Here is a 23,083-nt window from a genome sequence, read left to right as displayed (position 1 = left end):
TTGTATAGCTACACTGCAGAATTACTCACCTCAAAAGCACTTATGCTAAGAGTTCACCTATTGTTCATATAAACTGCACGCTTTCCCAAACCCATGATTTATGCTTGAAGTAATGAAAGCTACGTGTGTAAGGGATAAGATGCGAGTTTTTCGGTTGCTGAATCTCAAGCATAATCAGCATGCAGGTTTTTTCATGCAAATGATGAACAAACACAGTAAATACTCAGTTCCAGCAAATACTGTTGCTAATACCTTGAATGCTGTTCACACCGCTAATATCGTTAACACTGCCGATACGGCAAGTCCTGTTAACACGGCAAATCCTGCTAACACAGCAAAAGTCACTAGCGCAACTAATACTCCTAAAGTTGTCAATACTCCCAGTAAAACCGTGAGTAACGCTTCCTCAAATGTTCCACGAGTAAAGCGCTTTATTGCCGCACTCTGTATAATCGGTGTATTACCAGCTTTGAGTGCATGCGGCGATAACTTCCCAACCGCACAGGATTTACGTTCCCAAGCTCAAGGTGCTGGTCTTACCCAGCAGGATTTAGCGCCGCATACTGACCTCTCAGGTGAATTTTCTGGTGCTGGCGCTTCGTCGCAGCAGGCAGTGATGGAATCGTGGATTGCAGGATTCCAAGCGAGTAACACTGATATTGCTATTGGATATGATCCTTCAGGATCTGGTGCTGGAGTCAATACTTTTCTTATGGGTGCGTCTGCTTGGGCTGGCTCTGATGCTGTGCTCAGCGATGAACAGCTTGCTCAATCATCTTCCGTATGTGCGGTTGGGCAAGCTTTCGATGTTCCGGTTATGATTTCGCCAATTGCAGTGATTGTCAATCTTCCAGGTGTTGTGGGGCAAGATCAGCATATTGTTATGGATGCAAATACGCTCGCAAACGTATTCAATGGCACCATTACTCGTTGGAATGACCGTCGTTTGCAAGCGCTCAATCCGCAGTTTAATCTTCCTGACTTGCCAGTTACCGTGGTGCATCGTTCAGATAAATCAGGTACAACACTGAATTTTGTAAGCTATCTCAAGGATGCCGCAGCCGGACAATGGCAGTATGATTTGAGTGAAAACTGGCCTAATAATGTTGGTCAAGGTGCCAAGGGTACATCAGGTGTAGTCGCCACAGTACAACAAGCTGCGGGTACCATCGGGTATGCTGATTATTCTCAAATTGGCAAACTCGCAACTGTTGCATTATCTGTTAATAGCAGTCAACCTCCTGTTGCAGTGAGTGTAGAAGGGGCAACGAAGGCACTCGAAGATTCGCATATTGACCAGAAGCGCTCGCAAAATAATCGTGTGATTGTACAAGTAAATCATACAACGGACAAACCTGGGGCATATCCGATTGTTCTGGTTTCCTATGCCATAGCATGCACGCAGTATAGCAACGCTTCTACGACGCAGTTTATGCGCGTATGGCTTGATTACATAACGAGTGAGCGTGGGCAGGCGTTGGCTTCTCGAAATGCTGGAACGGCGCCTCTTCCCCATAATTTACGAGAGCGTGTTGCGCAATCGGTGCAGGCTATCGAAGCTCCGGCGGCCCCAGCTTCCTCGGCAGTTCCAGATCTCCCAGATAGTCCAAATAATCAGTCCGCATCAAAATTGTGATATGCAGTATCTCATCGAAATACGAATAGCACATATATCAGAGGACGTCAGCGCGCGTCGGAGCGCGGCATAGTACTTCAGAGTAGAGGATAGTTTGGTGAAAGAAGGTCAGGCAATGAGTGAAGCAACAACAGCTGCACCAACTATGACAACCAGTAGCGAACATAGTGGTAAAGCTGCGGATACCATTTTCCGCATTATTGCAAAACTTTGTGGATTGCTTATTTTGGCAACGCTTGCCGCGGTTTTCATTTTCCTAGGGTTACGCGCGTGGCCAGCTCTCGGCGGCAATAAGCAAGAGATAGCAGACGTAATTGCTAATCTCACGGGTGGGGGCGCCCAAACGTTTTGGGGTTATGTTGGACCTCTGCTGTTTGGCACGGTGTTAGTTTCCGCAATTTCTTTATTATTCGCATTCTTCGTATCTATTGGTATTGCACTATTTATTTCGCATTATGCCCCTAAGCGCCTTGCTGCAATCTTGAGCTATATTATTGATTTATTAGCTGCAATTCCGTCCGTAGTGTATGGCTTGTGGGGCGGATTAGTGTTAGTGCCTGCAATTGTTCCAGTTTGGAAGCAAATTTCAGCAGTATTCGGCTGGATTCCAATTTTTGCTGGTCCAGTCGCAGACCCATCACGCACTGTTGCAACAGTAGGCATTGTACTTGCTGTAATGATTATGCCGATTATCACCTCGCTTTCACGCGATATTTTCCTTCAAGCACCTAAGTTGCAGCAAGAGGCGGCGCTTGCTTTGGGCGCTACCAAGTGGGAAATGATACGGCTGGCAGTACTTCCATTCGGTATGTCCGGCGTTATTTCCGCGTCAATGTTGGCATTGGGACGTGCTCTTGGTGAGACTATGGCCGTGTTGATGATTCTTTCTCCAGGTCTCTCCTACAGTATTAAACTTTTCCAAGCTTCACAAAATCAAACAATCGCGGCTAATATCGCGGCCCAATATCCCGAGGCGAATGATTTAGGCGTGGCTGTGTTAATTGCAACTGGTTTGGTGTTGTTTGTGATTACTTTTGCAGTTAATGCAATCGCTCGTTCTATTACTCGTAAGGTGGGTGCGTAATGTCTACTCATACACCATCTACAAGGGCTGAATCCTCTTCAGGCACTTCAGGTAGCACACCGACAACCGAGGAGTCTATGTTGACGAAGCAATCAGGGCAGCGACATGAGACTGAGACTACTATCAATACATCTCAGAATGTATTGCAGTTTGCAAGTCAAGATGCAACTCATAATGTAGCGAAAAATGCCTCGAATGGGGATGAGTTGATGGTCCAGCAAGATTCGATGCCAGTGATTAACTGGGAGAAGTTCGAGCCAACACGTTCCCATATTGCTTCACGCAAACGCAAAGATCTGGTAATGCGCGTGCTGATCGGTATCGCATTTCTCATTGCTCTTGTGCCGCTGATTTCAGTATTGTGGACTGTACTTAGTAACGGGCTTCGCAGGTTTAATCTAGACTTCCTCACCCATAATATGAATGGTGTTATTGGTGGTAATCAGACACCTAGCGGAGGTTATGGCGGCATCCTTCATGCGCTTATTGGAACGCTTGAAATCACATTCGCCGCAATGGTGATTTCGATTCCGATTGGGCTTATGTGTGCCGTCTATCTTGTGGAATATTCGCATAACGGTAAGTTCGCCAAAGCAATTTCTCTGCTAGTCGATGTTATGAGCGGTATTCCATCCATTGTTGCTGGTTTGTTTGCTTTCTCTATGTTTACGCTGGTCTTTGGTCCAGGATCCACAAATGGCATTGCTGGCGCGGTCGCCTTGTCATTATTGATGATTCCTACTGTGGTTAAATCCTCGGAAGAAATGCTGAGAATTGTACCGAATGATCTGCGCGAGGCATCATATGCGCTGGGTGTTACCCAACAACGGACCATCGTGCGTATTGTGTTGCGCACAGCGTTGCCAGGTATCGTTTCTGGTGCAATTCTAGCCATTGCTCGCGTTGTTGGCGAAACCGCGCCATTGCTGATGACTGCCGGTTTTATCGCATCCACGAATCTCAATCCTTTCGCTGGCAAAATGACCACATTGCCTGTGTACGTGTATCAGGAATACAGCAAACTCAATGCAACTTGCCCTCCAAATGCTCTTAACACTTGTGTGTCAAGTATTCCTATGGAACGTGCTTGGGCAGCCGCATTGGCGCTGATTATAGTAGTGATGTTGCTGAATTTTATTGGAAGAATGATTGCAAAAATCTTTGCTGTACAAACGCAAAAATAGGCGTAGGGCGACAAGAATACTGCACTCGTAAACACTTACACTAGATATTTGTTATTGGTAAAGGAGAATCATGGGACAGCGTATAGACGTAAACCATTTGAATGTATACTATGGTGATTTTCTTGCTGTTGAAGATGTGAATATACATATTCAAGCCAACAAAGTTACGGCCTTTATTGGACCTTCGGGTTGTGGAAAATCAACAGTATTGCGCACACTGGATCGCATGCACGAGATTACTCCAGGCGCACATGTGACGGGAGAAGTGCTGTTAGAAGGCCGAAATCTGTATGGCGATGATGTTGATCCCGTTGCTGTCCGCCGCGATGTGGGTATGGTGTTTCAGCGTCCGAACCCATTCCCGACCATGTCTATTCGGGAAAACGTGTTGGCGGGAGTTCGACTGAATAACAAGAAAATCAGCAAATCTGATGCTGATGATCTTGTAGAGTGGGCACTGCGCGGTGCGAACTTGTGGAATGAAGTAAAAGATCGACTTGATAAACCTGGCATCGGGCTTTCTGGCGGTCAGCAACAGCGTCTGTGTATTGCCCGTGCTGTTGCTGTGCACCCTCAAGTGTTGCTTATGGATGAGCCTTGTTCTGCGTTGGATCCTATTTCCACACTGGCTGTTGAGGATTTGATCAATGAGCTCAAGCGAGACTATACCATTGTGATTGTGACTCATAACATGCAGCAGGCTGCTCGAGTCAGCGATTATACGGCGTTCTTTAATCTCAAAGAGATAGGAAAACCTGGTCACCTTGTGGAAATGGACGAAACAAAGGTGATTTTTGAAAATCCAAAAGACACTGAGACTGAACGATATATTTCTGGACGATTTGGATAGAGTTCGTACTGCTCAATCGATGGTTTTGATTGGAATAGGGCTAGATCAAGCGATCTAGCCCTATTTGTATGTGTGGGGGCGTGCAGGGAACGTGTCTCTAGGCATGTTGTAGAGAATGTGTACTTGTCTATGCCGTGGTGAGTTTGTTGCTTTAGCAGGGATATGAGTGTTTATCGGATTGATTTTTCTCGGAATAAGCGAGAGATTCTGCTGTAAATAACGCAGTATCGAGTTGTGAAGTGATTTGATAAAGCGTCCGTAACTCTAAGCTAATAGTTCGGCGGAATTTCAAGCAAATAATCTCTGCTAATAGGATGAGTGAACTTCAATCACTTCACAACTCGGCAGATGGTTCAGGTAGAGGAAAAGAGGTGAGGCTGAAGGGGGGGTCCATTGGCGAAAAGTTGGTCGGTATAGATATAAAGCGGTGATGAAAGCAGTGGAATTCTGAGTTGTGAAGTGATGCTGCAAGACATCTGTAACACTGAGTTAGCGGATTGACGAAATATCAAGCAAGTAACCGTCATGAATAAGAATACTGAGCTTTAATCACTTCACAACTCGACAGATTTGTGTCATAGAGGGCAATGGGAAGGATGGGAGAAGACGAAAGTCGTGGTGGCGATGAAGAAATGAGGAGGCTGAGCTGGATAAGGGGAGTGAGATGAGCATTGGAGTGAGGTGAGCATGGGAGACGAAAGCGATGAAAGAGGTGGGGAAGATGTAAAAGCGTTGATGCAATGTGAGCAAAGAAAAGCCGTAAGAACACTAGGTAGGAGCATTTGGTACGGCTCAGTGCACGATATGTGACGACAAGATAGTCACATGTAGGGGAGCATAAAAAAGCTCTTGAACCCGATGAGTTCAAGAGCACAAGCTATATCACATATTCACTCAGGAAACACACTGTACCTGAGTACCTGATGATTAGTACCAACGCTGAGAAAGCCAAACGCTATACGCATGGGAAGGGGAACCGTACCGACCGGCAATATAATTCAGACCCCAAGTAATCTGTCCTTGCCAATCACCAAGTGCAGGGCAAGACTGTCCGCCGCTTGGATTGCACTGTGGAATGCCTCGCGCACCAGAAGACGGATTCAGCGCATTTGGATTCCAACCGCTTTCATGATTCCATAGCTGCACTAGAGCGGTAAAATCAGCTTCGCTCCATCCACGTGCAATAACAGCATCATGAGCTGCCTGCTGAATTTGGCTCACAGGTGCAGTGGTCCCCAGATTCACTGATGCGGAACCTGCAGAGTTGCTTGAGACCTTCTTCCCAGTGCCAACAAGGATAACCTTCTCAACTGGAGCCTGCTTAACATATGCGCTAAATGGCACGCTGCTCACCACATTGTTTCCAGTCTTGGTTACAAGGTTGGTGGATTCCATAACACCATTCTTGCCTTCTGTTTTTACTTTGCGAGTTCCCTCTGGCAACGAATCGGTTTTCTCTTCGATAGTGTTGAATGGGATTTCGGATTCGCTGGTTTCAACTGTTGTCCCAGCACGTTCGATAGTAATAACTGTGGACTCGGTGACCTTTGTGGTAAGGCTTGGGGAAACAGTGTCCTCTGGCTCTAATGTAATGCCGCCTTGATCAAGCACTGATTTCACGTCGGTGAAATTAACGCCAAGCACGACTTTGGACTGACCGTTGATTACGACTTTGATGTATGAAGTATTGGCATCTGCGCCACCACGACCTTCGTTTAGTGTTTCACGGAATTCACCACGGGAAGCTGCCTTAAACGCATTGACCTGACTAGAATCCGTCGCTGAATACTGCGAAATCCCGTTTGTAGGAGACTGTGCTGGTGAAGCACTGACAGCATGCCACACAGTACCGCCAGTTGCCAAGATTGCCACGGTTGCTAGCGCTGCGATTGCGGCTCCTTGACGTGTGCGAATCTTAGTAAGTAGAGATGACTGTTTGCGGTGTTGTGCCATAATTCTCCTTGAAAGCAACATGTACACAGTTCCCAACAATCATAGTCCTACTGTCCGACTGTCGGAATAATTTCTTGCGAATGGCGATATTATAAGCCTTATTTACGTGCTAATTCATAAGACTTTTGAATTTGGATTCTCGAATATGAGTCCATGCGCACGTGTGCCTAGGTAGATATAAGGCAAAGGCGAAATACAAAAGAGCTACCCAAGCACATAGCCTATATATGCTTAGATAGCTCCATATCGTTTATTTTTAAGATTATTGTAATGGCTTACAGGTTACTGACATCATTCAAGTAACTACAAGTAACCATAAGTAAGCACAAATAATTACAGAGCCTTAATCTTGCCAATTAGCTCTTCAAGTGCTGGTGCTGGCAAAGCACCTGCCTGCTTGAATACTACTTTGCCGTCTTTGAATGCCATCAAGGTTGGTACTGCTTGAATCTGTGCGGATTGTGCCAGGGCTTGTTCTTGATCGACATCAACTTTTGCGAATACAATATCATCGTGCTCGCCGGAAGCTTTTTCGTAGATTGGTCCGAAAGCACGGCAAGGTCCACACCAAGTTGCCCAAAAGTCAATAAGTACAATAGGGTTTTTTGTAATGGTGTCTTCAAAATTCTGTGCTGACAATGCCTGTGTTGCCATGATTCCCCTTTCATAGTGTTGTCAAGCGCATAGCGCCTGACCAAGTGTCATTGTATGACCAAGTATTGCTCACTTGTGCCTGATACATACGTAATGCCTATTGGTATTAGCATCTCATATTACAGGTGAGATGGCTAGGATACACAGCAAATTCATCTCACAGCATGACATGGGTTTTGGTAGGTATCTCACATGTATTCACATGCGTCTCACATGTATCTCGAATGTATTTTGAGCAATAGATCAGTTGGGCTTATGCGTTGTAGGATCTAATTTGGTGCGGAGTATGCGAAGCCGGTAAAAAATTCTGTGATAAATCATTAACGGATGCTAGCGAAACCGAGGCATATAGCTCATAATGGAACTATGCGCGTTTTACATGATGAAGTACCAGATGACGATGATTTCGATGCAGGTCGTCGTCGTGGAGAATTTGACAATATTACTCCGGATGATTTGATTCACGGTGCAGACGGCAATCCGCCGGGCTGGCTTGATGCTCGTGATATTGAGCGTGCCCGCAAGCAAATGCCGATTGTTTATGTGCAAGTAGTGCCAGTACAAACTGATGATTTAGGACGTGCAGTACGTATTGGCACGCTGCTGAGCATTGACGAGACTGAAGAAGAGGGTCTTACTGGTGTCAATATTGGCGGTGCAGAAGGGGTCAAGCGCACTATTGTCTCCGGCAGAATACTGTTTCATGAGTCAATTCGGGAGGCTATTGCGCGCAATATTTCTAAAGACCTCGGAGAGCTTGCATTGCCTCAACTTCCTTTAGCATTGCAACCATTCACTATTGCACAGTATTTTCCAACCCCCGGCGTCAGTGAATGCTACGATCCGCGACAGCATGCAGTAGCGTTATGCTATGTAGTGCCTATTGCGGGTGATTGCAAACCTAGCGATGAAACATTAGAAGTTGAGTGGACAAGACCTGAGGTTGTGGCATCAACAGCATTCTTACAAACATTGGAAAATGGACAGGCTATTGTATTAAAGCGCGCGCTTGCTTGGCTTGGGATTGAAGAATAGTACGTAAAAGCTAGCAATAGGAAGGTGGACACATGGCACAGCAATATTTTGATATTGGCGTAACGACGTATCACACACAAACATTGGCAGCTAGGCAGTCTAATACTTTGTCAGCGGTACAAGAGGTACAAGAAGCACAGCAGCCTCAAGTACCTATCATCCTTATTCACGCTTTTCCTATTGACCATCGCATGTGGGACAAAGCTGCTGAACGATTGATTGCACATTTTGATGATGATGCTAATACTCTACATATTGCTGCTCGTGATATTTATGCTTTCGAAATGCCTGGCGCTGGTGAAACGCCAATTCCAACTGCTGAGCAAACAGGCGAAGTCGCTGAAGATGGAGCCTACACGCAGGCTATGGATCGTATGGCTGAATCATTTGTGGCAAAGCTGCATGAGCTTGGATATAGTCAGGCAATCTGGGTTGGTATTTCCATGGGTGGATATGCGGTGCTCGCTATTCATCGTTTATTCCCTGAGGCTGTGCAAGGATTAGTGCTGTGCGATACAAAAGCGAGTGCTGATTTGGGGCAAGCTCGTGCCAATAGGCTACGTATTGCGCAAATTTGCGAAACTGAGCATACCACGGATCCTGTTATGCATTTTGTAGAAGTACAGCCTCATGATTCTGAAATTAAGCGCTCGCCGGAATTTATTGAGCAGTTTACCTCGTGGATTCGTTCGCAAAATCCGCTTGGTATTGCTTGGCGACAGCGCATGGCAGCAGGTCGTACCGATGAGACGCCGTATCTTTCGCGTATGGATGTCCCTGTTGGCATTATTTGCGGTGATCGTGACCCTTCGAGCCCTCCAGAAGCTATGGCACAGCTTGCAGACCAGATTGAGCAATCTACCCTTGTAGAGCCCCCTTCGGTAGTATTCACGGTGATTTATCATGCTGGTCATTTCTCCTGTGTAGAACAGCCACAAGTTTTTGCCGATGCACTATATCGATTTATAGCTCGAGTTGATGGCGTGCATATTGAGGATATCGACATTCATGAGTAATTCCAGTAATAATGCTAATACCAATAATCTCAGTGCTACTAGTACTGTGCATAACAACGTTTCTGCAAAGGCTGGAACAAACAGTAGCAATGATACAAGGAGCAGTAACGGCGCACTTTCTGCATTGAATCCTTTGGCGCTCGCTCATGTGCTGGAGTTTTTGCCTCTTGCGCAGCACACGTTAGATCAGCAAGTAGATAGGCGAGCAGATCCTCATGTAATGGAGCAGCTCGAAGCTGATTCGCACACACGTGTGGTGTTAGTCTGTGGCGAATTTGTTGCGATTCCTTTGCAAGAGATGGCGCAAGTGCAGTTTCAAGATGCAAAGCTGCATTTAGCAACGCTGCCGTATTCCTACGTGCAGGATCTTGCGCATAATCCGCATATTCACCCTATATTCTTAGGTGTTGATAAAACCGATAGTGTTGATAAGCATGTGCCTTATATCGCTTTTGATCTGACTGAGGTGTTTGCAATTCATCGTGTGGATGCTCAGCCGGGGGTCTCGCTGAGAGCAACATTGCAGCTTAAAGACAATGTACCGCAATCAGCATTACCTGCACAAAATTCTCCATCCCAGTATGCACTATTGACAGCTATTGCACAGAAATATGCTTGGGTATCGCTTAAACAATTTGCTCCACGCACTAGTGCTCGTGACGCTGGAATGGCAACAACTGCTGTTAGTGTTGCGGCATGGCACGCCCTTGAACAATACTGCCCGCGCTGTGGTTCACGGCTTAGCATTGTTCATGCAGGATGGGTGCATCAGTGTGAGCATTGTTCTAGTGAATCTAGTGACTCTAGTGATCAGCATCAGCAGCTGTTATTTCCTAGAATTGAGCCTGCTGTTATTACCTCAATTATTGATGCTCAGCAACGTATATTGCTTCAACATAATACTGCTTGGCGTCAGAATTTCTACTCGGTTTCGGCTGGTTTTGTAGAGGCAGGCGAAAATCTAGAACATGCAGCTCGGCGTGAAGCACTAGAGGAGACTGGTATCGAACTGGGGAATTTGCAATATTTGGGCTCACAGCCGTGGCCGTTCCCGTCTTCGCTTATGGTAGCGTTTGCAGGGGTTGCGCGAAATACTAATATTCATGTTGACGGCAAAGAAACGCAGTTTGCACGTTGGTTTACGCGAGATGAACTGCTCCATGAGGTGATTGCTGGTAATGTTGTGCTTCCTGGTAAAGCAGCAATTGCTCGCTATATGATTGAGCAGTGGTATGGCTCGCCACTTCCTGATTGTTAATAACTGATTGGTAATGCAACTGGGGTAAATCGTTAATGGGTTAAAGTGCTAACAGGTACTAACAAGTTTATACAATGTGTTTTTCCTCACAGTATCATGCTGTAATTGCTATTTTTAGAGGGGTTGAAGGGACTAGTTTCACTATGCACAATATTATGAGAAAAACACTAGAGCATTGTCGAAAAGTTGCGTACACTTATGTAGAGTGGTTGAGCTAAGGAGAGATGCATGACAACGCGAGAGTGGCTTGACTCCCATGCGGATGATGATCATGATGAACAACACGGTATGACTTCTTCTTATACTGATGAGTCGACAGTAGTGATGGAGCCAGTTCAGCAGGTTACTGCAGCTGATGATTTGGCTGCGTTTGAAGAAGATCCGCAAGCTGCACATAGTGGTGCGGGTGAGCATGTTGCTCGCAAATCACATGGTTCTCGTGTTGGTCTTATTGCTGGGTTGATTGTTTTTGCAGTACTTATTGTGCTTTTTACTGGATATTGCATTGGTGCAAGCTGGTATTTCAAAGATAAGGTTGCACCTGGGGTATCGTTCGGCTCAACTCGTGTGCTGGCAATGGATAAAAATGAACTACAGCAGACAGTAAAGCAGGCTGTGCAACAAGCAAAGGTGACCGTAACTAATAAACAAGGCGAATCAGTACAAGCCTCACTATCTGATTTAGGTGTATCTACCGATATTGATGCTACGGTACAACAGTTGCTTAATGCCAAAAAAGACCATTGGTATGAGGTTGTCAATCCTTTTGCTAAACAAAATATTGATGTACAGGGTGAGGTAGACCAGCTGGCGTTGACCCAGTATCTATCTAAGAACTTAATTGACGATAGTCAGCGTGTAGTTAATGCTAGTGTTGCGTACAATAATGATGCCGCGAAGTTTGAGGTAGTGCCTTCGCGTGATGGTGAAGCTCCTGTCATTAATAATGTGCTTACCGCAATCAAACAAGTCCAAACTGATCCAGCAGTTCACGATACTGTGGCTATGAAAACGAAGAATGAGCCAGCTGCTATCGATGATCAGACGGCACAACAGACTGCGGATGCTGCTAATGCTCGATTGGCAAATGAGTTAAAAATTTCTAATGGTGAAAATAAAACATTCACTATTCCAGCTCAGACTGTTGCATCTTGGATTCATGTCACTGGCAATATTCAGGAGAAAAAGCTCGATATAGCCTATGATACTGATGCTGTGAAGCAGTATTTAGCAGATACTTTGCCTAAAGAGCTTAATCAAGATGCTGTTACTGAGAAAAATGTTGTCGATACTTCTGGCAAAGTGTTATTTGTTGATGTGAAAGGTGTTAAAGGCGTCAAAGTTGGTTCTGTTGATCAAACAGCCACAGATGTTATTAACGCTTTAGAGCAAGGTCAGCCCGCGGAAATTAAGGCTGCAGTACAAACTGAGGATTTTAAGACTGAGTCGCGCACGGTACGTTATGATGTGCCAGATGGTGATCCTCATATGGTGGTCAATCTGAGTGAACAAAAGGCGTATGCGTACAAAGGTACTACTTTGGTGAAAACATTTAATATTTCCAGCGGTACATTGCAACATCCAAGTGATAATGGTACATTTTTTGTGTATCTGAAGTATGAGTCACAACGTATGCGTGGTGGTGTTGGTGCTGATGCATACGACATTCCTGGCGTACCATGGGTTACTTATTACAATGATGGTGAATCATTCCACGGTGCTCCGTGGAATTTGTATGGTGTTGATCATGGTATTCCAGGATCTCATGGTTGCGCTGGTATGTATCCAGAGGATGCGCATTGGGTGTATGATTTCTTGCCGATGGGCTCTATGGTGCAGGTTATTGGGTCAACGCCAACCTCGGCAGTGCGTCCTGCCTGATTTATTGGGTACACTCGTTCTTAGCTGAATACAATAGCCAGACTATGACTGCATAATGTGCATGTTGTAGTTTGGCTGTTGTGTATTATAGAGAAAATTTGTAACTATATATGTAGTAGCAATACATGCTGTTGTAGCGTATTACAGGAGGAGCATGTAATATGGACGATATGCAAGAATATGATCCATTTGATGATGCAAATGGTTTTGAAGATGTTGCCGAAGATGGTGATATGTATACTGCGAATTTGAATACTCAGGAGGCAGCGGCACAAGTTGATATACCGGCTCATTTGCTCTATAGCGAGGAGCATGTTTGGGTTGACGATAGTGTAGATCCGGTGGTGTGCGGGGTAACTGCATTTGCATCCGAGCAACTTGGTGAGCTAGTGTTTATTGATTTTCCGGAGATTGGCACCCATGTAGAGGTGGGGGATGAGCTTGCTCAACTCGAATCTTCGAAGTCGGTTTCTCCACTGATTAGCCCGGTTGCTGGCACTGTGCGCTATGTCAATCACGAGGCGTATGACGATCCTTCAGTGGTTGATTCGGATCCGTATGGTGAAGGTTGGCTCGTAAAAATTGAGCTTGACGAAGATCCTGAACTATTAAGTGCTGACGAGTACGCAAAAATTGTGGCAAAAGCACAATAAGCTGCTGATGTTGCTAAGGTATACTGCTTGGGCTTTGCGAGCATGCGTATGTGCAAAATGTGATGAAATAGTGTAGACTAAATGCTTGAGCATACGCATGGTATTCATGAGTTGAGGAAAGTGCAAGGTGAGCGCAGTTGGTAGAACCAAATCAAAACAGTCGCAGCCAGTTGCAGCAGTCGGGGCGCGCTGATGGCTTGCCTCCAATTCCTGCACAAACCACAAGCTCGAATTTCGAAGCATACGGTAAGTTTACCAGTATCGATCATAAGCCATTTTCGGTGCGTGTGATGCGTCGAGCAGTGACAGAGAGTTTTGATGTTATCAGTGCGGCAATGGTGTTTTTTGCAAAAAAGTTAGGGTGGTTTCCTCGCGTCGAACCGTATATTGGGTATGGTACTGGCTCGTATTCGAGACTGATTTGTAGAACCTTACTTGCCCCTGCAAAGCGCTCGGCTGGTCTACTGGTAAGAGGAATCCGTGCTGCCTGCTTAGTACCTGCTGCGCGTACAAAAGTTCGTATTAATATTGACGGCGTTCCACTGCAAACAGTACAAGTTGGCGATAGTGAAACTTTTGAAATACCAGATAGCAAGCAACTGAAATCAAGTGAATACGCGATTTCTGACGAAAGTGGATATCTAGATCTGGTAGCTATGCGCGAGCTTAAACCTGGCCGCCACGATGTTTCATATACAGTAGGCGATCGTGCTCCGGTGCATTCTACGCTGTATACCATAGCAAGAGATGCCAAAGTTGGTATTATTTCTGATGTTGATGACACGATCATGGTCACCCAAGTACCTACATTTTGGCGGGCTGCATATAATACGTTGCTGCTCAATCCTCGTAAGCGCGTGTCAGTGCCATCTATGTCGGTGTTGTACTCCAAATTACATGAAATGTTTCCTGCCGCGCCATTTTTCTATTTATCAACGTCACCGTGGAATTTGGAAAGCTCGATTCGGCATTTTATTGAATACCATGGTTTTCCATCAGGTCCGCTGTTATTGCGTGATTTAGATCCGCGACCAGTAACGTTTATTCCATCTGGGGTAGAACATAAACTGGAATTTATTGAGCAGCTGATGGCTGATTTTCCAGATATGAAGTTTATTTTGATTGGCGACGACGGGCAGCGTGACCCGACTACGTATGCCACGATTAGTAAACGGCATCCGGGTCGTGTGATTGCGATTGGTATTCGGCAATTACGCCCAGGAGAAGCGGGTAGTTATTTGCAAAAAATTACAGGAATGACTACTACGCAGCCTGCGCCGAGTGCTAATGTTCCAGTATTTTATGGCACAACAGGGGTGAACTTGATTCATACGATGTTGCCATATTTACGCAATGTGTTTTCGAAAAAAAGGCGCTATCGACTCCTGACATAAGCACCCCACAATTCTTGGGTTAAGGGCAAGTTGTGGTGTATGGTGTGAGCAGGGCTTGCACGAAGTGAGTTAAAGGTTGGAAGTGCAATGGATATTCTAGGGTTAATGCCACCGAAGGCAATGCAACAATCTCATATTCGCGATACACAAGGTGAACAGTTTGTCGATCCATATGAATGGATGAGAGACAAAGATTCACTGGCGACACAGGAGTATATTGCAGCACAAAATGCATATACTGACAAGCGTATGGCGCCGTTGGCATCATTGCGTCAGTCACTATTTACTGAGTTAACGCAGCGTGTTCAGGAAACTGATATGTCAGTTCCTACAAGATTGCATGACTATTGGTATTTTGCTAGGACAGAAGAAGGCAAACAGTACGGTATTCAGTGTCGAGTGCCTATTAAACACGAGGATGATTGGGATCCTCCAGCCGTAGTTGCTGGCAGTACAGTAAAACTTGAGGGCGAAGAAGTAGTATTTGACTCTAATGTGGAGTCTCAAGGGCATGATTTCTTTGCTGTCGGTGGTATTGATTTAAGTCATGACGGTCGCTGGATGATGTATTGCATTGATACTGCAGGTGACGAACGCTATGACATTCATATTCGCGATTTGCAAACGGGTGCTGAGCTTCCAGAAGTGATTACGCAAACTGGAGGTGGGTGTTTAACGCCAGATGGCGCATGGGTTTTTTATATTCGTGTAGACGAAGCATGGCGTCCTTTTGAAGTGTGGAGACATCGGATTGGTACAGATGTGAGTTCTGATGTAATGGTATTCCATGAAGATGATGAGCGTTTCTGGGTTGGCGTTGGTATTTCTGCGGATGAGCAGTATGTGGTGATTGATAGTGGTTCCAAAACTACTTCAGAAGTGCGTATGATCGCTGTTGAACATCCTGAAGATGAGTTCAAGCCGTTTATCGAACGCCACGAGGGCGTGGAATATGATGTGAATTTTGCGCATTTTGAGCCTGAGGACGATTCACAGGAAGATATTCCTATTGCTGTAGTTGTTCATAATGTTAATAATCCGAATTTTGAAATTGATATTATTGATATGCGTTCACATCAGCCTCCTTTTACCCTTGGTGAGGGGGTAGTAGTGGCTCAGGGTTCGCCGTCTGGCTGTGAGCCTCCGATGGGGCGTAGAGCTACTCCGCATGATTTGGCTGTACGCTATGAGTCAGTGAATACGGTTAGTGATAATCCTCAAAATCCTGAGGTACTGCGCGGTGTGCAGGGGTTGCGTGTAGATGGTATTGCTATTTATCGCCATTTTGTCACCTTGATGTATCGCGCAAATTCGTTACCTCAACTGGCAGTAATGCCTAAACGTGTGGCTCGTGAAGATTTTGAAGCGGGTCGACCTTGGGGGTTCGGTGGCCTAGTACCTCGTGTGAATGGCAAATTGTATAGCATCGGTATGAGTGGTAATGCCAGTTATGATGCACCTCGTTTGCGATATGCCACGGTGAGTTATACGCAGCCAAGTGAGTTGCATGAGTATGATCCGCTAACTGATAGTGATGTACTGTTGCGACAGGCAACAGTGCTTGGTGATTTTGATGCGCAGGATTATGCGGAGAAGCGTTTGCGTGTGCGTGTGCGCGATGGTGAGTGTGTGCCGGTGTCTTTGGTGTGGCGTAAAGGTTTGGTACCTAGTTTGGATGGTACTGAGGAGGGGCTTACTGATGAGGTGTTGGAGACGCCACGTCAGTTGGCGCTGTCCTATGAGAATATGTCGCTGAGTCAGTCCGTGCGCACGCTTGAGAGTGAAGAGCTAGATGCGTATACGGCGAAGCCATTGGGAGCTATGTTTATTACGGGATATGGCGCTTATGAGATTAGTTCTGATCCGTCATTTTCTGTAGCTCGACTGAGTATGCTTGATCGTGGTGTGCTCTATGCTGTTGTTCATACTCGTGGTGGCGGTGAAATGGGTCATGCATGGTATGAGCAGGGGCGCAAGCTCAATAAAATGAATACATTTATTGATTTTATTGATGCTACGGCTGCGTTACAACAAGCTGGTTTTGCAGATCCTAAGCACACTGTGGCTAATGGTGGCTCTGCAGGTGGCTTGCTGATGGGAGCGATTGCCAATATGGCTCCACAACTTTATGCAGGTATTGAAGCTGATGTGCCGTTTGTTGATGCTCTGACCTCGATTTTGGATACATCGTTGCCGCTGACGGTTACCGAGTGGGATGAGTGGGGAGACCCACTGCATAATGTTGAGGTATATCGTTATATGAGGCAGTATTCTCCGTATGAAAATGTTATGCCGGCAGCAGAGCGTGAGAAACATTTTGGTACACGCCATTTTCCAGCTGTCTTCATTACAACGTCGATGAATGATACTCGTGTGCTATATGTTGAGCCGTTGAAGTGGTTGGCCAAGTTGCAGGAGCCTGAGTCTGAGGTTGATGCCATTGCAAAAATTGAAGTTGAAGCTGGTCATGGTGGTGTAACAGGTCGCTACAAGCGTTGGCGTGAGTTGGCGTATGAGAATGCTTGGTGTTTAGCTGCTATGGGTATTGAAGAATAAACTGGAGTGCAGTGTTTATGGAAGAGTGCTTGTAAGTTAGTCTCACAGAATGGAATGTGAGTACGTATTATGGACACTCTTCCTCTACTCTTGAGTTATGACACAGTCTCAACAAAATAATCAGGCACAATCTGAGGATACTCAGGTGCATTATATTGCTGTTATTGCTGGCGATGGTATTGGCAAAGAAGTCACTCCAGTAGCTCAGCAAGTCCTCGAATATGCAATACAGGGTGTGGCGAAGTTCGAATTTACTCCATTCGATTTGGGTGCAGAACGTTATTTGCGCGATGGCGCGATTTTGCCAGACGATGAGCTTGAAGCGCTCAAATCGTATGATGCCATTTTGCTTGGTGCTATTGGTGATCCACGCATTCAAGCGGGTATTTTGGAGCGTGGGTTACTCTTAAAACTTCGTTTTGCGTTCGATCAATATGTGAACCTACGTCCTAGCAAGCTGTATAAGGGAGTGACTTCTCCATTAAGCAAGCCTGGCGATATTGACTTTGTAGTAGTGCGTGAAGGCACAGAAGGTCTGTATTGTGGAGCAGGCGGTTCAGTGCGAAAAGGCACTCCTGCGGAGGTTGCAACAGAAGTTTCTATCAATACCGCGTATGGCGTAGAACGTGTAGTGCGATATGCTTTTGATTTGGCAATGAAGCGTCGTAAGCATATCACCTTAGTGCATAAGAAGAATGTGCTGGTTAATGCTGGTGATATGTGGCAGCGTATTGTTGCTCGCGTAGGTGAAGAATATCCTGAGGTTACGCATGACTATTGCCATATTGATGCTGCTACTATTTATATGGTCACTGAGCCAAGTCGTTTTGATGTGATTTTGACAGATAATTTGTTTGGCGATATCTTAACCGACGAAGCTGGTGCTGTCGTGGGTGGTGTAGGCTATTCTGCTTCTGGATGTATTAATGCTTCTGGTGAATTCCCGTCAATGTTTGAACCAATTCATGGTTCTGCGCCAGATATTGCTGGACGGGGTATTGCGAACCCGACTGCGGCGGTATTGAGTGCTGCTATGATGTTGCGTCATTTAGGATATGACGAAATTGCACAGCGCATTGAGGCGGCAGTAGAAGCTGATATTGAGCAGCTTGGTTCTACGCCTCGTTCTACAGAGCAAGTAGGGCGCGATATTATTGCACGGCTCGCATAAACGCGGGTAAAACGCAACTACGCACTCAACTTCGTGTATAGATAACCCCGAGAATCTGGAAAACTATATCTGGAATCTCGGGGTTTATCTATGTTGTATTTTATGTTGGCTTACTCTATTGGCTTGTGCTGAACGTCTTTAGCGGAAATCCGCACCCACCGCTTGCTCTACGCTATCAAAGCCATCTTGATGCAGCAGCTGCACAAGTCCGCGCTTTAATGTGGCAATATTTTGTGGACCGACATACATCAGCGATGACACAAACATAACAAGGCTGGCACCAGCACGAATTTTGGCATATGCCTGCTGTGGAGTAAAGACGCCACCAATACCTGCAATTGCAAATCTATCGCCATACTCTAAATATGTACGTGCCACAAGTTCAGTGCTTGCTTGACGGCAAGGCAAACCGGAAAGACCACCTTCCCAGTCTTTTGGCACTGTCGGATATTGCGAGCGATCTTTTTGCAAATTAGCAATAGAGACGCCTTGAACCTCATGCTCTGCAAGCACATCAAGAAAGTCTTTGAACTCTTCCCAAGACTTATTCAACGGCATTTTAACCAGGATTGGCTGAGGATGCTCAATCTCGTCAAGTGCGGTAAACAGCTTATCAAGATGCTCTGGACGCTCAGTAAAAGTCTCGCCAACCATAGTGTTTGGGCATGAAATATTGATTTCAATCATGTCGCTTGTTCCGGCGGCTTTTTGCAGAGAAATGCAATAATCTTCAATACCTTCTTGTAAGTCGCCGCAATACTGGTCATTAGTGCGAGCAAGAGAAAGTGAAAGTTTCATGGTGCGTAACTGCTTATGAGCACGTTGTGCGCGCGGCATTACGATATCTGCGCCTTCGTTGGCAAGACCAGCATGCACAACCATAGATCCGTACTCTGGCAAGCGATGGAACCATGGCTTAGGATTTCCTGGGCAAGGTCGGGAAGTGATAGATCCTGCAGTTTCAAAACCGAATCCTGCGGCATCAAGCACTGGCGCGAGCATACAATCTTTGTCTAATCCTGCGGAAAGACCAAAAGGATTATCGAAATGCAATCCCATAACAGTGGTTTCCAGTGCGGGATCAGTGTATTGCAACAGTGTACGTAATGTCCAATTCACAGGCGAGAGTTGCCCTGCGGAGTGAACACCAGAAATCATCAGATCGTGGGCTTTGTCAGGAGGCATGGAAAAGAATATTGGCTTGGCAATGTGCTTGTAGCCAAAGCGGAACAATTGTGCTCCGGCCCCACTGACAGCGTTGGCAATTGGTGACTGCGAAACATACTTCATACCTATAGTTTTACCAGCACGTCTGCACTATCTTGGTAGTTGGGCATAATGTGGATATGGTGTTAGATAGGTGCTGAGGGTGTCTGCTATAAGACGTCTGTAGGAATTATGCGCTACATTCGATATGTCCAATTCTCGTTTTCAAACTGTGTATGGGCAAGAGTGCGTGTGCGTTCAAGTATTTGTGGCACTTTCGTTGCAACTTCCTGCAACGAGATCAGTTGCGCACCGGGTAGTGTGGTTGCATGCTGTACGAGGTGGTGGAGTATGCCGTGATACGTCCATGAGGTTTGTTCAGATATTGGACTTATGCGCTTTTCAGCCGAAGTTACTGCTCGGTGATTGCGAGTTTTATCACGAAGTTTTTCTGCAGAGGTGCGCAAGATGGTGGAAAAATCTTCCGAAGTGATGCTGTAAGCAAGAGTGGCATGGTATAGCATGCATCCTGATGCGATCTGTGATGTGGTGCCACTATGTGTGGTGCTGCTTGTAGTGCTGAGTGTGCTACCTCGTCTAGTGCTGCGTGCTGAGAACATTTTTGCAGCGCCACCTCCTATTTTGCCGCCGTCTGGCGCGATGAGATCATTGAGTGGGGCAAACTGTGTATTGATGCCGAGTCGATGCAGTGCTTGGATCATCTACCAGGAGCATTGTTGGTAAGTCTCTAGAGTGGTTAGTCCTTGTAACCAGTGCTGTGGCACGTATAGGGAATAGGTGAGTGATTGTTGAGGGCGCACAATCATGGTGCCGCCTCCGGTAATACGTCGCATAATGGTGAACCCTCGCTGTTGTGCCATATCTTGGTGGATTTCGTTGGCAACACTTTGGTGGGCACCGAGTACCACCGTTGGCTCGCTCCAGCCCCAAAAGCGCAGAATTGGTGGGATCTCGCCGTTAGCAACAGCTTGAGAGAGGGTGATATCTAAAGCCATATGCATGGCGCTGGGCAGTGCCGTGGGTTCAAGAATTAAGGGGTGGAGTGTATTCCATGATGAGGCATATCGGTCAATCACTTCACAACTCGGGCTATCCGGATAGGGGGTGTACTCGCTTACAGATGTGTTGAGATGAGTAGTTGCAGAGCTTGGTGAGACCTGCTGCTTGAGGACGCGAATTTGCGATATGAGGAGTTGTGAAGTGATTTGGATATATCCGCCTTGCTGCGCCTGATGTAGGGCGCGTAGATAGGCGAGCAGAATAGCTGAAGTGCTGATGCCGACAAGTCCAGTGGCAGTGTTTGCGCTCACAATCTGTTCTACGGCGCAGGCAAGGCTCGCCATATCCTCGGGACTTTGTACCAATGCAGTCTCAGTAAATAGGCGCTCAAGCTGTTGCACCACTGGGACTGTTGTTCCGAATCGCGTGTGCTCCGTGATGGGAGTGATATCAAAAAAATCTCCGTCGAGGCGGGCTTCAATTACGGTAGTACTTACCGATGGTGTAGAAGGATTTTCGCTTGCAAGTACTTCTCTCGATTCGATACACAAGGAAACTGCTATGAGTTTTCCTTGCCATTGCTTTGCTTCGCCGCGAAACCAATGCTGTGAAATCTCTGTACTGCTCATACGGGGTATTGTAATGCAGTAGTGAGGCACATGAAGATAAATGTAAATTAGGGGATATATCAGGTGAGATATAGTGTGTCGGGTGCTAGACGAGATAGGTTATATGTCTATGATGGATAGCAATGGTGTGTTTGTCTTAGGTATAGTAAGGAATCTACAACACGCCGACTTGTAGTCAGACATCAGACGTCATATCATTAAGTAAGTTCGATACGAGAGTAATACCTCAATACTCGAACGCGATCTGATAATCACTCAACGATGAGGAGATCAAATGATCATGAGTAGTAGAAAGTTTACAGCAGCAGTTGCTGCAGCCGTAGCAAGTATGATGTTGCTTGCCGGTTGTGGGTCGGGTAGTGGTACGTCAAGTGGATCTTCTGCACCAAAGGCAGCAGGCACCTCAGTCGCAGATACCATTACTGCACAGGTTGCCTACGCAAGCCGTGATTTTTCGCCTTCAACTACATCTGGCGCATTACCAATGGCAGGCAACTGGCACGTCACTGAACCACTATACGCTTTAGATTACAGCACATTCAAAGTTTTTAATGCCTTAGCAAAAGGCGAGCCAGAGAAGGTATCAGATACTGAATATGTGGTCACATTGCGTGATGGCGCAAAATTCTCAGATGGCAAAGATGTTACTGCAGATGATGTGGTCAGCTCATTCAAGCGCACCACTGCAGAAGGTAGCCTGTATATTTCCATGCTCAACTTCATTGATTCTGTGGAAGCAAAAGGCACTAACCAAGTAGTATTCAAGTTAAAGAAGGCATTCCCACTGTTCAAGCAGCGCCTTGCCTTGATTCAGATTGTCCCATCATCGATGTCTGATGAAGAGCTTAAGAATCAGCCAGTTGGCTCCGGTCCTTGGAAGTACACTTCTATTACTGATAATCAAGTCAAGTTTGAAAAGAATGATTTATATAACGGTCAGTTCCCAGCCCAAACCAAGAATATGGTATGGAATGTAACCGTTGATGATACTGCACGTGTTACTGCAATGCAGGGTGGCAAAACCGATATTATGGAAATGGTTCCTGCTAAAGCGTTCCCAACATTGGAATCGTCTGGTTCTGAATTAAAGACCACACAAGGGTTCAATTTGCCATTCATTATGTTCAATACTAAGAAGGCTCCATTTAATGATAAGCGCGTTCGCCAAGCAGCCCTGTATGCTATTGACACTGACCAGCTTATTAAGAATCAGATGAGTGGCCAAGCAGAGGCTGCAACAAGCTTCTTGCCAGAAAACTTCCCGAACTATCACAAGGCAAAGAACGTTTATACCAAGAAGGTTGATAAAGCAAAGTCTCTATTGAAAGAAGCAGGTATCGACGGTCCTATCAACTTCACGCTGTATACCACCGATCATTCCTGGATCACTCAACTTGCTCCACAAATTAAGAATGATTTGGCAGAAATCGGTATGAATGTTGATATTCAGTCGATGAAGTCTTCTGCCTTGTACCCATCAATTACTGATAAGCAAGATGCAGATTACTCTATGGTATTGGCTCCTGGTGATCCATCAGTATTCGGCAATGACCCAGATTTGTTGATGAATTGGTGGTACGGCGATAATGCATGGACCAAGACTCGAACATTCTGGAAAGATTCTGAGGGATATACTAAGTTGCATGAGCTGATGGATAAGGCAATCGCTGCTTCAAGTGATAGTGAGCGACAAGACTACTGGAATCAGTGCTTCGATTTGCTCAGCGATGAAGTGCCACTGTATCCTCTGTTCCATCGTAAAACTACCACAGCTATTAAGAAAGGCGTATTCTCTCAGTACGAAGCTATTGGCGCAACAGGTATCAATGTTGTACAAGCCAAACTTGCTAAGTAGCATATAACTTCATTGTTTCTCTTCCTCCTGGAAAGCCGATTCGTTCGT

At 45.8% G+C, this 23,083-nt stretch carries 18 protein-coding genes; 13 read left to right on the top strand and 5 right to left on the bottom strand.

Going from position 1 to position 23,083, the window contains the following annotated elements:
* Positions 1 to 193 precede the first annotated feature (193 nt).
* The 4 genes from pstS (at position 194) to pstB (ending at position 4,754) form a co-directional block, all read left to right on the top strand.
* Positions 194 to 1,636, top strand: a complete 1,443-nt coding sequence (gene pstS, locus IEU85_RS04885; protein WP_229714765.1) for a phosphate ABC transporter substrate-binding protein PstS — start codon at positions 194 to 196, stop codon at positions 1,634 to 1,636.
* A 115-nt stretch (positions 1,637 to 1,751) separates the two neighbouring features.
* Positions 1,752 to 2,720 (top strand): phosphate ABC transporter permease subunit PstC, encoded by a 969-nt coding sequence (pstC, locus tag IEU85_RS04880; protein ID WP_229714764.1) that lies wholly within the window; start codon positions 1,752 to 1,754, stop codon positions 2,718 to 2,720.
* Positions 2,721 to 2,929: 209 nt separating this feature from the next.
* Positions 2,930 to 3,904, top strand: coding sequence for a phosphate ABC transporter permease PstA (pstA, locus tag IEU85_RS04875; RefSeq protein WP_188355339.1), 975 nt, complete (start codon positions 2,930 to 2,932; stop codon positions 3,902 to 3,904).
* A 70-nt stretch (positions 3,905 to 3,974) separates the two neighbouring features.
* A complete protein-coding gene (gene pstB, locus IEU85_RS04870; protein ID WP_188355126.1) occupies positions 3,975 to 4,754 on the top strand; it encodes a phosphate ABC transporter ATP-binding protein PstB in 780 nt (259 codons plus the stop codon).
* Positions 4,755 to 5,681: 927 nt separating this feature from the next.
* On the opposite strand, the gene IEU85_RS04865 is transcribed toward pstB, so the two are convergent.
* Complete coding sequence (locus tag IEU85_RS04865) at positions 5,682 to 6,707, bottom strand: resuscitation-promoting factor (RefSeq protein WP_188355125.1); 1,026 nt, start codon at positions 6,705 to 6,707, stop codon at positions 5,682 to 5,684.
* Between the two features lie 333 nt (positions 6,708 to 7,040).
* Positions 7,041 to 7,361, bottom strand: a complete 321-nt coding sequence (gene trxA / locus IEU85_RS04860; RefSeq protein ID WP_188355124.1) for a thioredoxin — start codon at positions 7,359 to 7,361, stop codon at positions 7,041 to 7,043.
* 366 nt (positions 7,362 to 7,727) lie between these two features.
* Between trxA and IEU85_RS04855 the strand changes: the two genes are divergently transcribed.
* The 8 genes from IEU85_RS04855 (at position 7,728) to IEU85_RS04820 (ending at position 18,325) form a co-directional block, all read left to right on the top strand.
* The gene (locus IEU85_RS04855) at positions 7,728 to 8,396 is read left to right on the top strand and encodes a DUF4916 domain-containing protein (RefSeq protein WP_188355123.1); all 669 of its coding nucleotides are present in this window, start codon (positions 7,728 to 7,730) and stop codon (positions 8,394 to 8,396) included.
* Positions 8,397 to 8,428: 32 nt separating this feature from the next.
* Positions 8,429 to 9,412, top strand: a complete 984-nt coding sequence (locus IEU85_RS04850; RefSeq protein WP_188355122.1) for an alpha/beta fold hydrolase — start codon at positions 8,429 to 8,431, stop codon at positions 9,410 to 9,412.
* Complete coding sequence (nudC, locus tag IEU85_RS04845) at positions 9,405 to 10,670, top strand: NAD(+) diphosphatase (RefSeq protein WP_188355121.1); 1,266 nt, start codon at positions 9,405 to 9,407, stop codon at positions 10,668 to 10,670. Before IEU85_RS04850 ends, nudC begins: the two co-directional genes overlap by 8 nt.
* A gap of 228 nt (positions 10,671 to 10,898) precedes the next feature.
* On the top strand, positions 10,899 to 12,551 hold the full coding sequence (locus IEU85_RS04840; RefSeq protein ID WP_188355120.1) for a L,D-transpeptidase family protein: 1,653 nt from the start codon (positions 10,899 to 10,901) through the stop codon (positions 12,549 to 12,551).
* 233 nt (positions 12,552 to 12,784) lie between these two features.
* Positions 12,785 to 13,204 (top strand): glycine cleavage system protein GcvH, encoded by a 420-nt coding sequence (gcvH, locus tag IEU85_RS04835; protein WP_188355338.1) that lies wholly within the window; start codon positions 12,785 to 12,787, stop codon positions 13,202 to 13,204.
* A 170-nt stretch (positions 13,205 to 13,374) separates the two neighbouring features.
* On the top strand, positions 13,375 to 14,598 hold the full coding sequence (locus IEU85_RS04830; protein WP_371866650.1) for an App1 family protein phosphatidate phosphatase: 1,224 nt from the start codon (positions 13,375 to 13,377) through the stop codon (positions 14,596 to 14,598).
* Between the two features lie 87 nt (positions 14,599 to 14,685).
* Positions 14,686 to 17,154 carry a S9 family peptidase gene (locus IEU85_RS04825; RefSeq protein WP_188355118.1) on the top strand — a complete coding sequence of 823 codons (2,469 nt, stop codon included), beginning with the start codon at positions 14,686 to 14,688 and terminating at the stop codon, positions 17,152 to 17,154.
* 97 nt (positions 17,155 to 17,251) lie between these two features.
* On the top strand, positions 17,252 to 18,325 hold the full coding sequence (locus tag IEU85_RS04820; RefSeq protein WP_188355117.1) for a 3-isopropylmalate dehydrogenase: 1,074 nt from the start codon (positions 17,252 to 17,254) through the stop codon (positions 18,323 to 18,325).
* A 138-nt stretch (positions 18,326 to 18,463) separates the two neighbouring features.
* Here IEU85_RS04820 and IEU85_RS04815 read toward each other — a convergent pair whose 3' ends face one another.
* From IEU85_RS04815 to IEU85_RS04805, 3 genes are all read right to left on the bottom strand, one after another.
* Positions 18,464 to 19,615, bottom strand: coding sequence for a quinone-dependent dihydroorotate dehydrogenase (locus IEU85_RS04815; protein ID WP_188355116.1), 1,152 nt, complete (start codon positions 19,613 to 19,615; stop codon positions 18,464 to 18,466).
* A 113-nt stretch (positions 19,616 to 19,728) separates the two neighbouring features.
* Positions 19,729 to 20,253, bottom strand: a complete 525-nt coding sequence (locus IEU85_RS04810) for a hypothetical protein (protein ID WP_188355115.1) — start codon at positions 20,251 to 20,253, stop codon at positions 19,729 to 19,731.
* Positions 20,254 to 21,180 (bottom strand): lipoate--protein ligase family protein, encoded by a 927-nt coding sequence (locus IEU85_RS04805; RefSeq protein WP_188355114.1) that lies wholly within the window; start codon positions 21,178 to 21,180, stop codon positions 20,254 to 20,256. It abuts the gene before it with no gap.
* A gap of 280 nt (positions 21,181 to 21,460) precedes the next feature.
* Between IEU85_RS04805 and IEU85_RS04800 the strand changes: the two genes are divergently transcribed.
* Positions 21,461 to 23,035: an ABC transporter substrate-binding protein gene (locus IEU85_RS04800; protein WP_371866637.1), complete on the top strand. Its 1,575-nt coding sequence runs from the start codon at positions 21,461 to 21,463 to the stop codon at positions 23,033 to 23,035.
* The last annotated feature ends 48 nt before the right edge of the window (positions 23,036 to 23,083 follow it).

Origin of the sequence: Galliscardovia ingluviei (assembly GCF_014635685.1) — a bacterium.
In the GTDB taxonomy this organism is placed as follows: Bacteria; Actinomycetota; Actinomycetes; order Actinomycetales; family Bifidobacteriaceae; genus Galliscardovia; species Galliscardovia ingluviei.
Note: the sequence above shows the minus strand (reverse complement) of the source record. Positions and strands in the feature narration are given on the sequence as shown.

What these genes read in the sequence shown, in the direction of transcription:
- pstB (WP_188355126.1), top strand. Translation starts at nt 3,975, where the DNA reads ATGGGACAGCGTATAGACGTAAACCATTTGAATGTATACTATGGTGAT.
- IEU85_RS04815 (WP_188355116.1), bottom strand. Translation starts at nt 19,615, where the DNA reads ATGAAGTATGTTTCGCAGTCACCAATTGCCAACGCTGTCAGTGGGGCC.
- pstA (WP_188355339.1), top strand. Translation starts at nt 2,930, where the DNA reads ATGGTCCAGCAAGATTCGATGCCAGTGATTAACTGGGAGAAGTTCGAG.
- IEU85_RS04800 (WP_371866637.1), top strand. Translation starts at nt 21,461, where the DNA reads ATGAGTAGTAGAAAGTTTACAGCAGCAGTTGCTGCAGCCGTAGCAAGT.
- pstC (WP_229714764.1), top strand. Translation starts at nt 1,752, where the DNA reads ATGAGTGAAGCAACAACAGCTGCACCAACTATGACAACCAGTAGCGAA.
- trxA (WP_188355124.1), bottom strand. Translation starts at nt 7,361, where the DNA reads ATGGCAACACAGGCATTGTCAGCACAGAATTTTGAAGACACCATTACA.
- pstS (WP_229714765.1), top strand. Translation starts at nt 194, where the DNA reads ATGCAAATGATGAACAAACACAGTAAATACTCAGTTCCAGCAAATACT.
- nudC (WP_188355121.1), top strand. Translation starts at nt 9,405, where the DNA reads ATGAGTAATTCCAGTAATAATGCTAATACCAATAATCTCAGTGCTACT.
- gcvH (WP_188355338.1), top strand. Translation starts at nt 12,785, where the DNA reads ATGTATACTGCGAATTTGAATACTCAGGAGGCAGCGGCACAAGTTGAT.
- IEU85_RS04865 (WP_188355125.1), bottom strand. Translation starts at nt 6,707, where the DNA reads ATGGCACAACACCGCAAACAGTCATCTCTACTTACTAAGATTCGCACA.
- IEU85_RS04805 (WP_188355114.1), bottom strand. Translation starts at nt 21,180, where the DNA reads ATGAGCAGTACAGAGATTTCACAGCATTGGTTTCGCGGCGAAGCAAAG.
- IEU85_RS04850 (WP_188355122.1), top strand. Translation starts at nt 8,429, where the DNA reads ATGGCACAGCAATATTTTGATATTGGCGTAACGACGTATCACACACAA.
- IEU85_RS04825 (WP_188355118.1), top strand. Translation starts at nt 14,686, where the DNA reads ATGGATATTCTAGGGTTAATGCCACCGAAGGCAATGCAACAATCTCAT.
- IEU85_RS04855 (WP_188355123.1), top strand. Translation starts at nt 7,728, where the DNA reads ATGCGCGTTTTACATGATGAAGTACCAGATGACGATGATTTCGATGCA.
- IEU85_RS04840 (WP_188355120.1), top strand. Translation starts at nt 10,899, where the DNA reads ATGACAACGCGAGAGTGGCTTGACTCCCATGCGGATGATGATCATGAT.
- IEU85_RS04820 (WP_188355117.1), top strand. Translation starts at nt 17,252, where the DNA reads ATGACACAGTCTCAACAAAATAATCAGGCACAATCTGAGGATACTCAG.
- IEU85_RS04810 (WP_188355115.1), bottom strand. Translation starts at nt 20,253, where the DNA reads ATGATCCAAGCACTGCATCGACTCGGCATCAATACACAGTTTGCCCCA.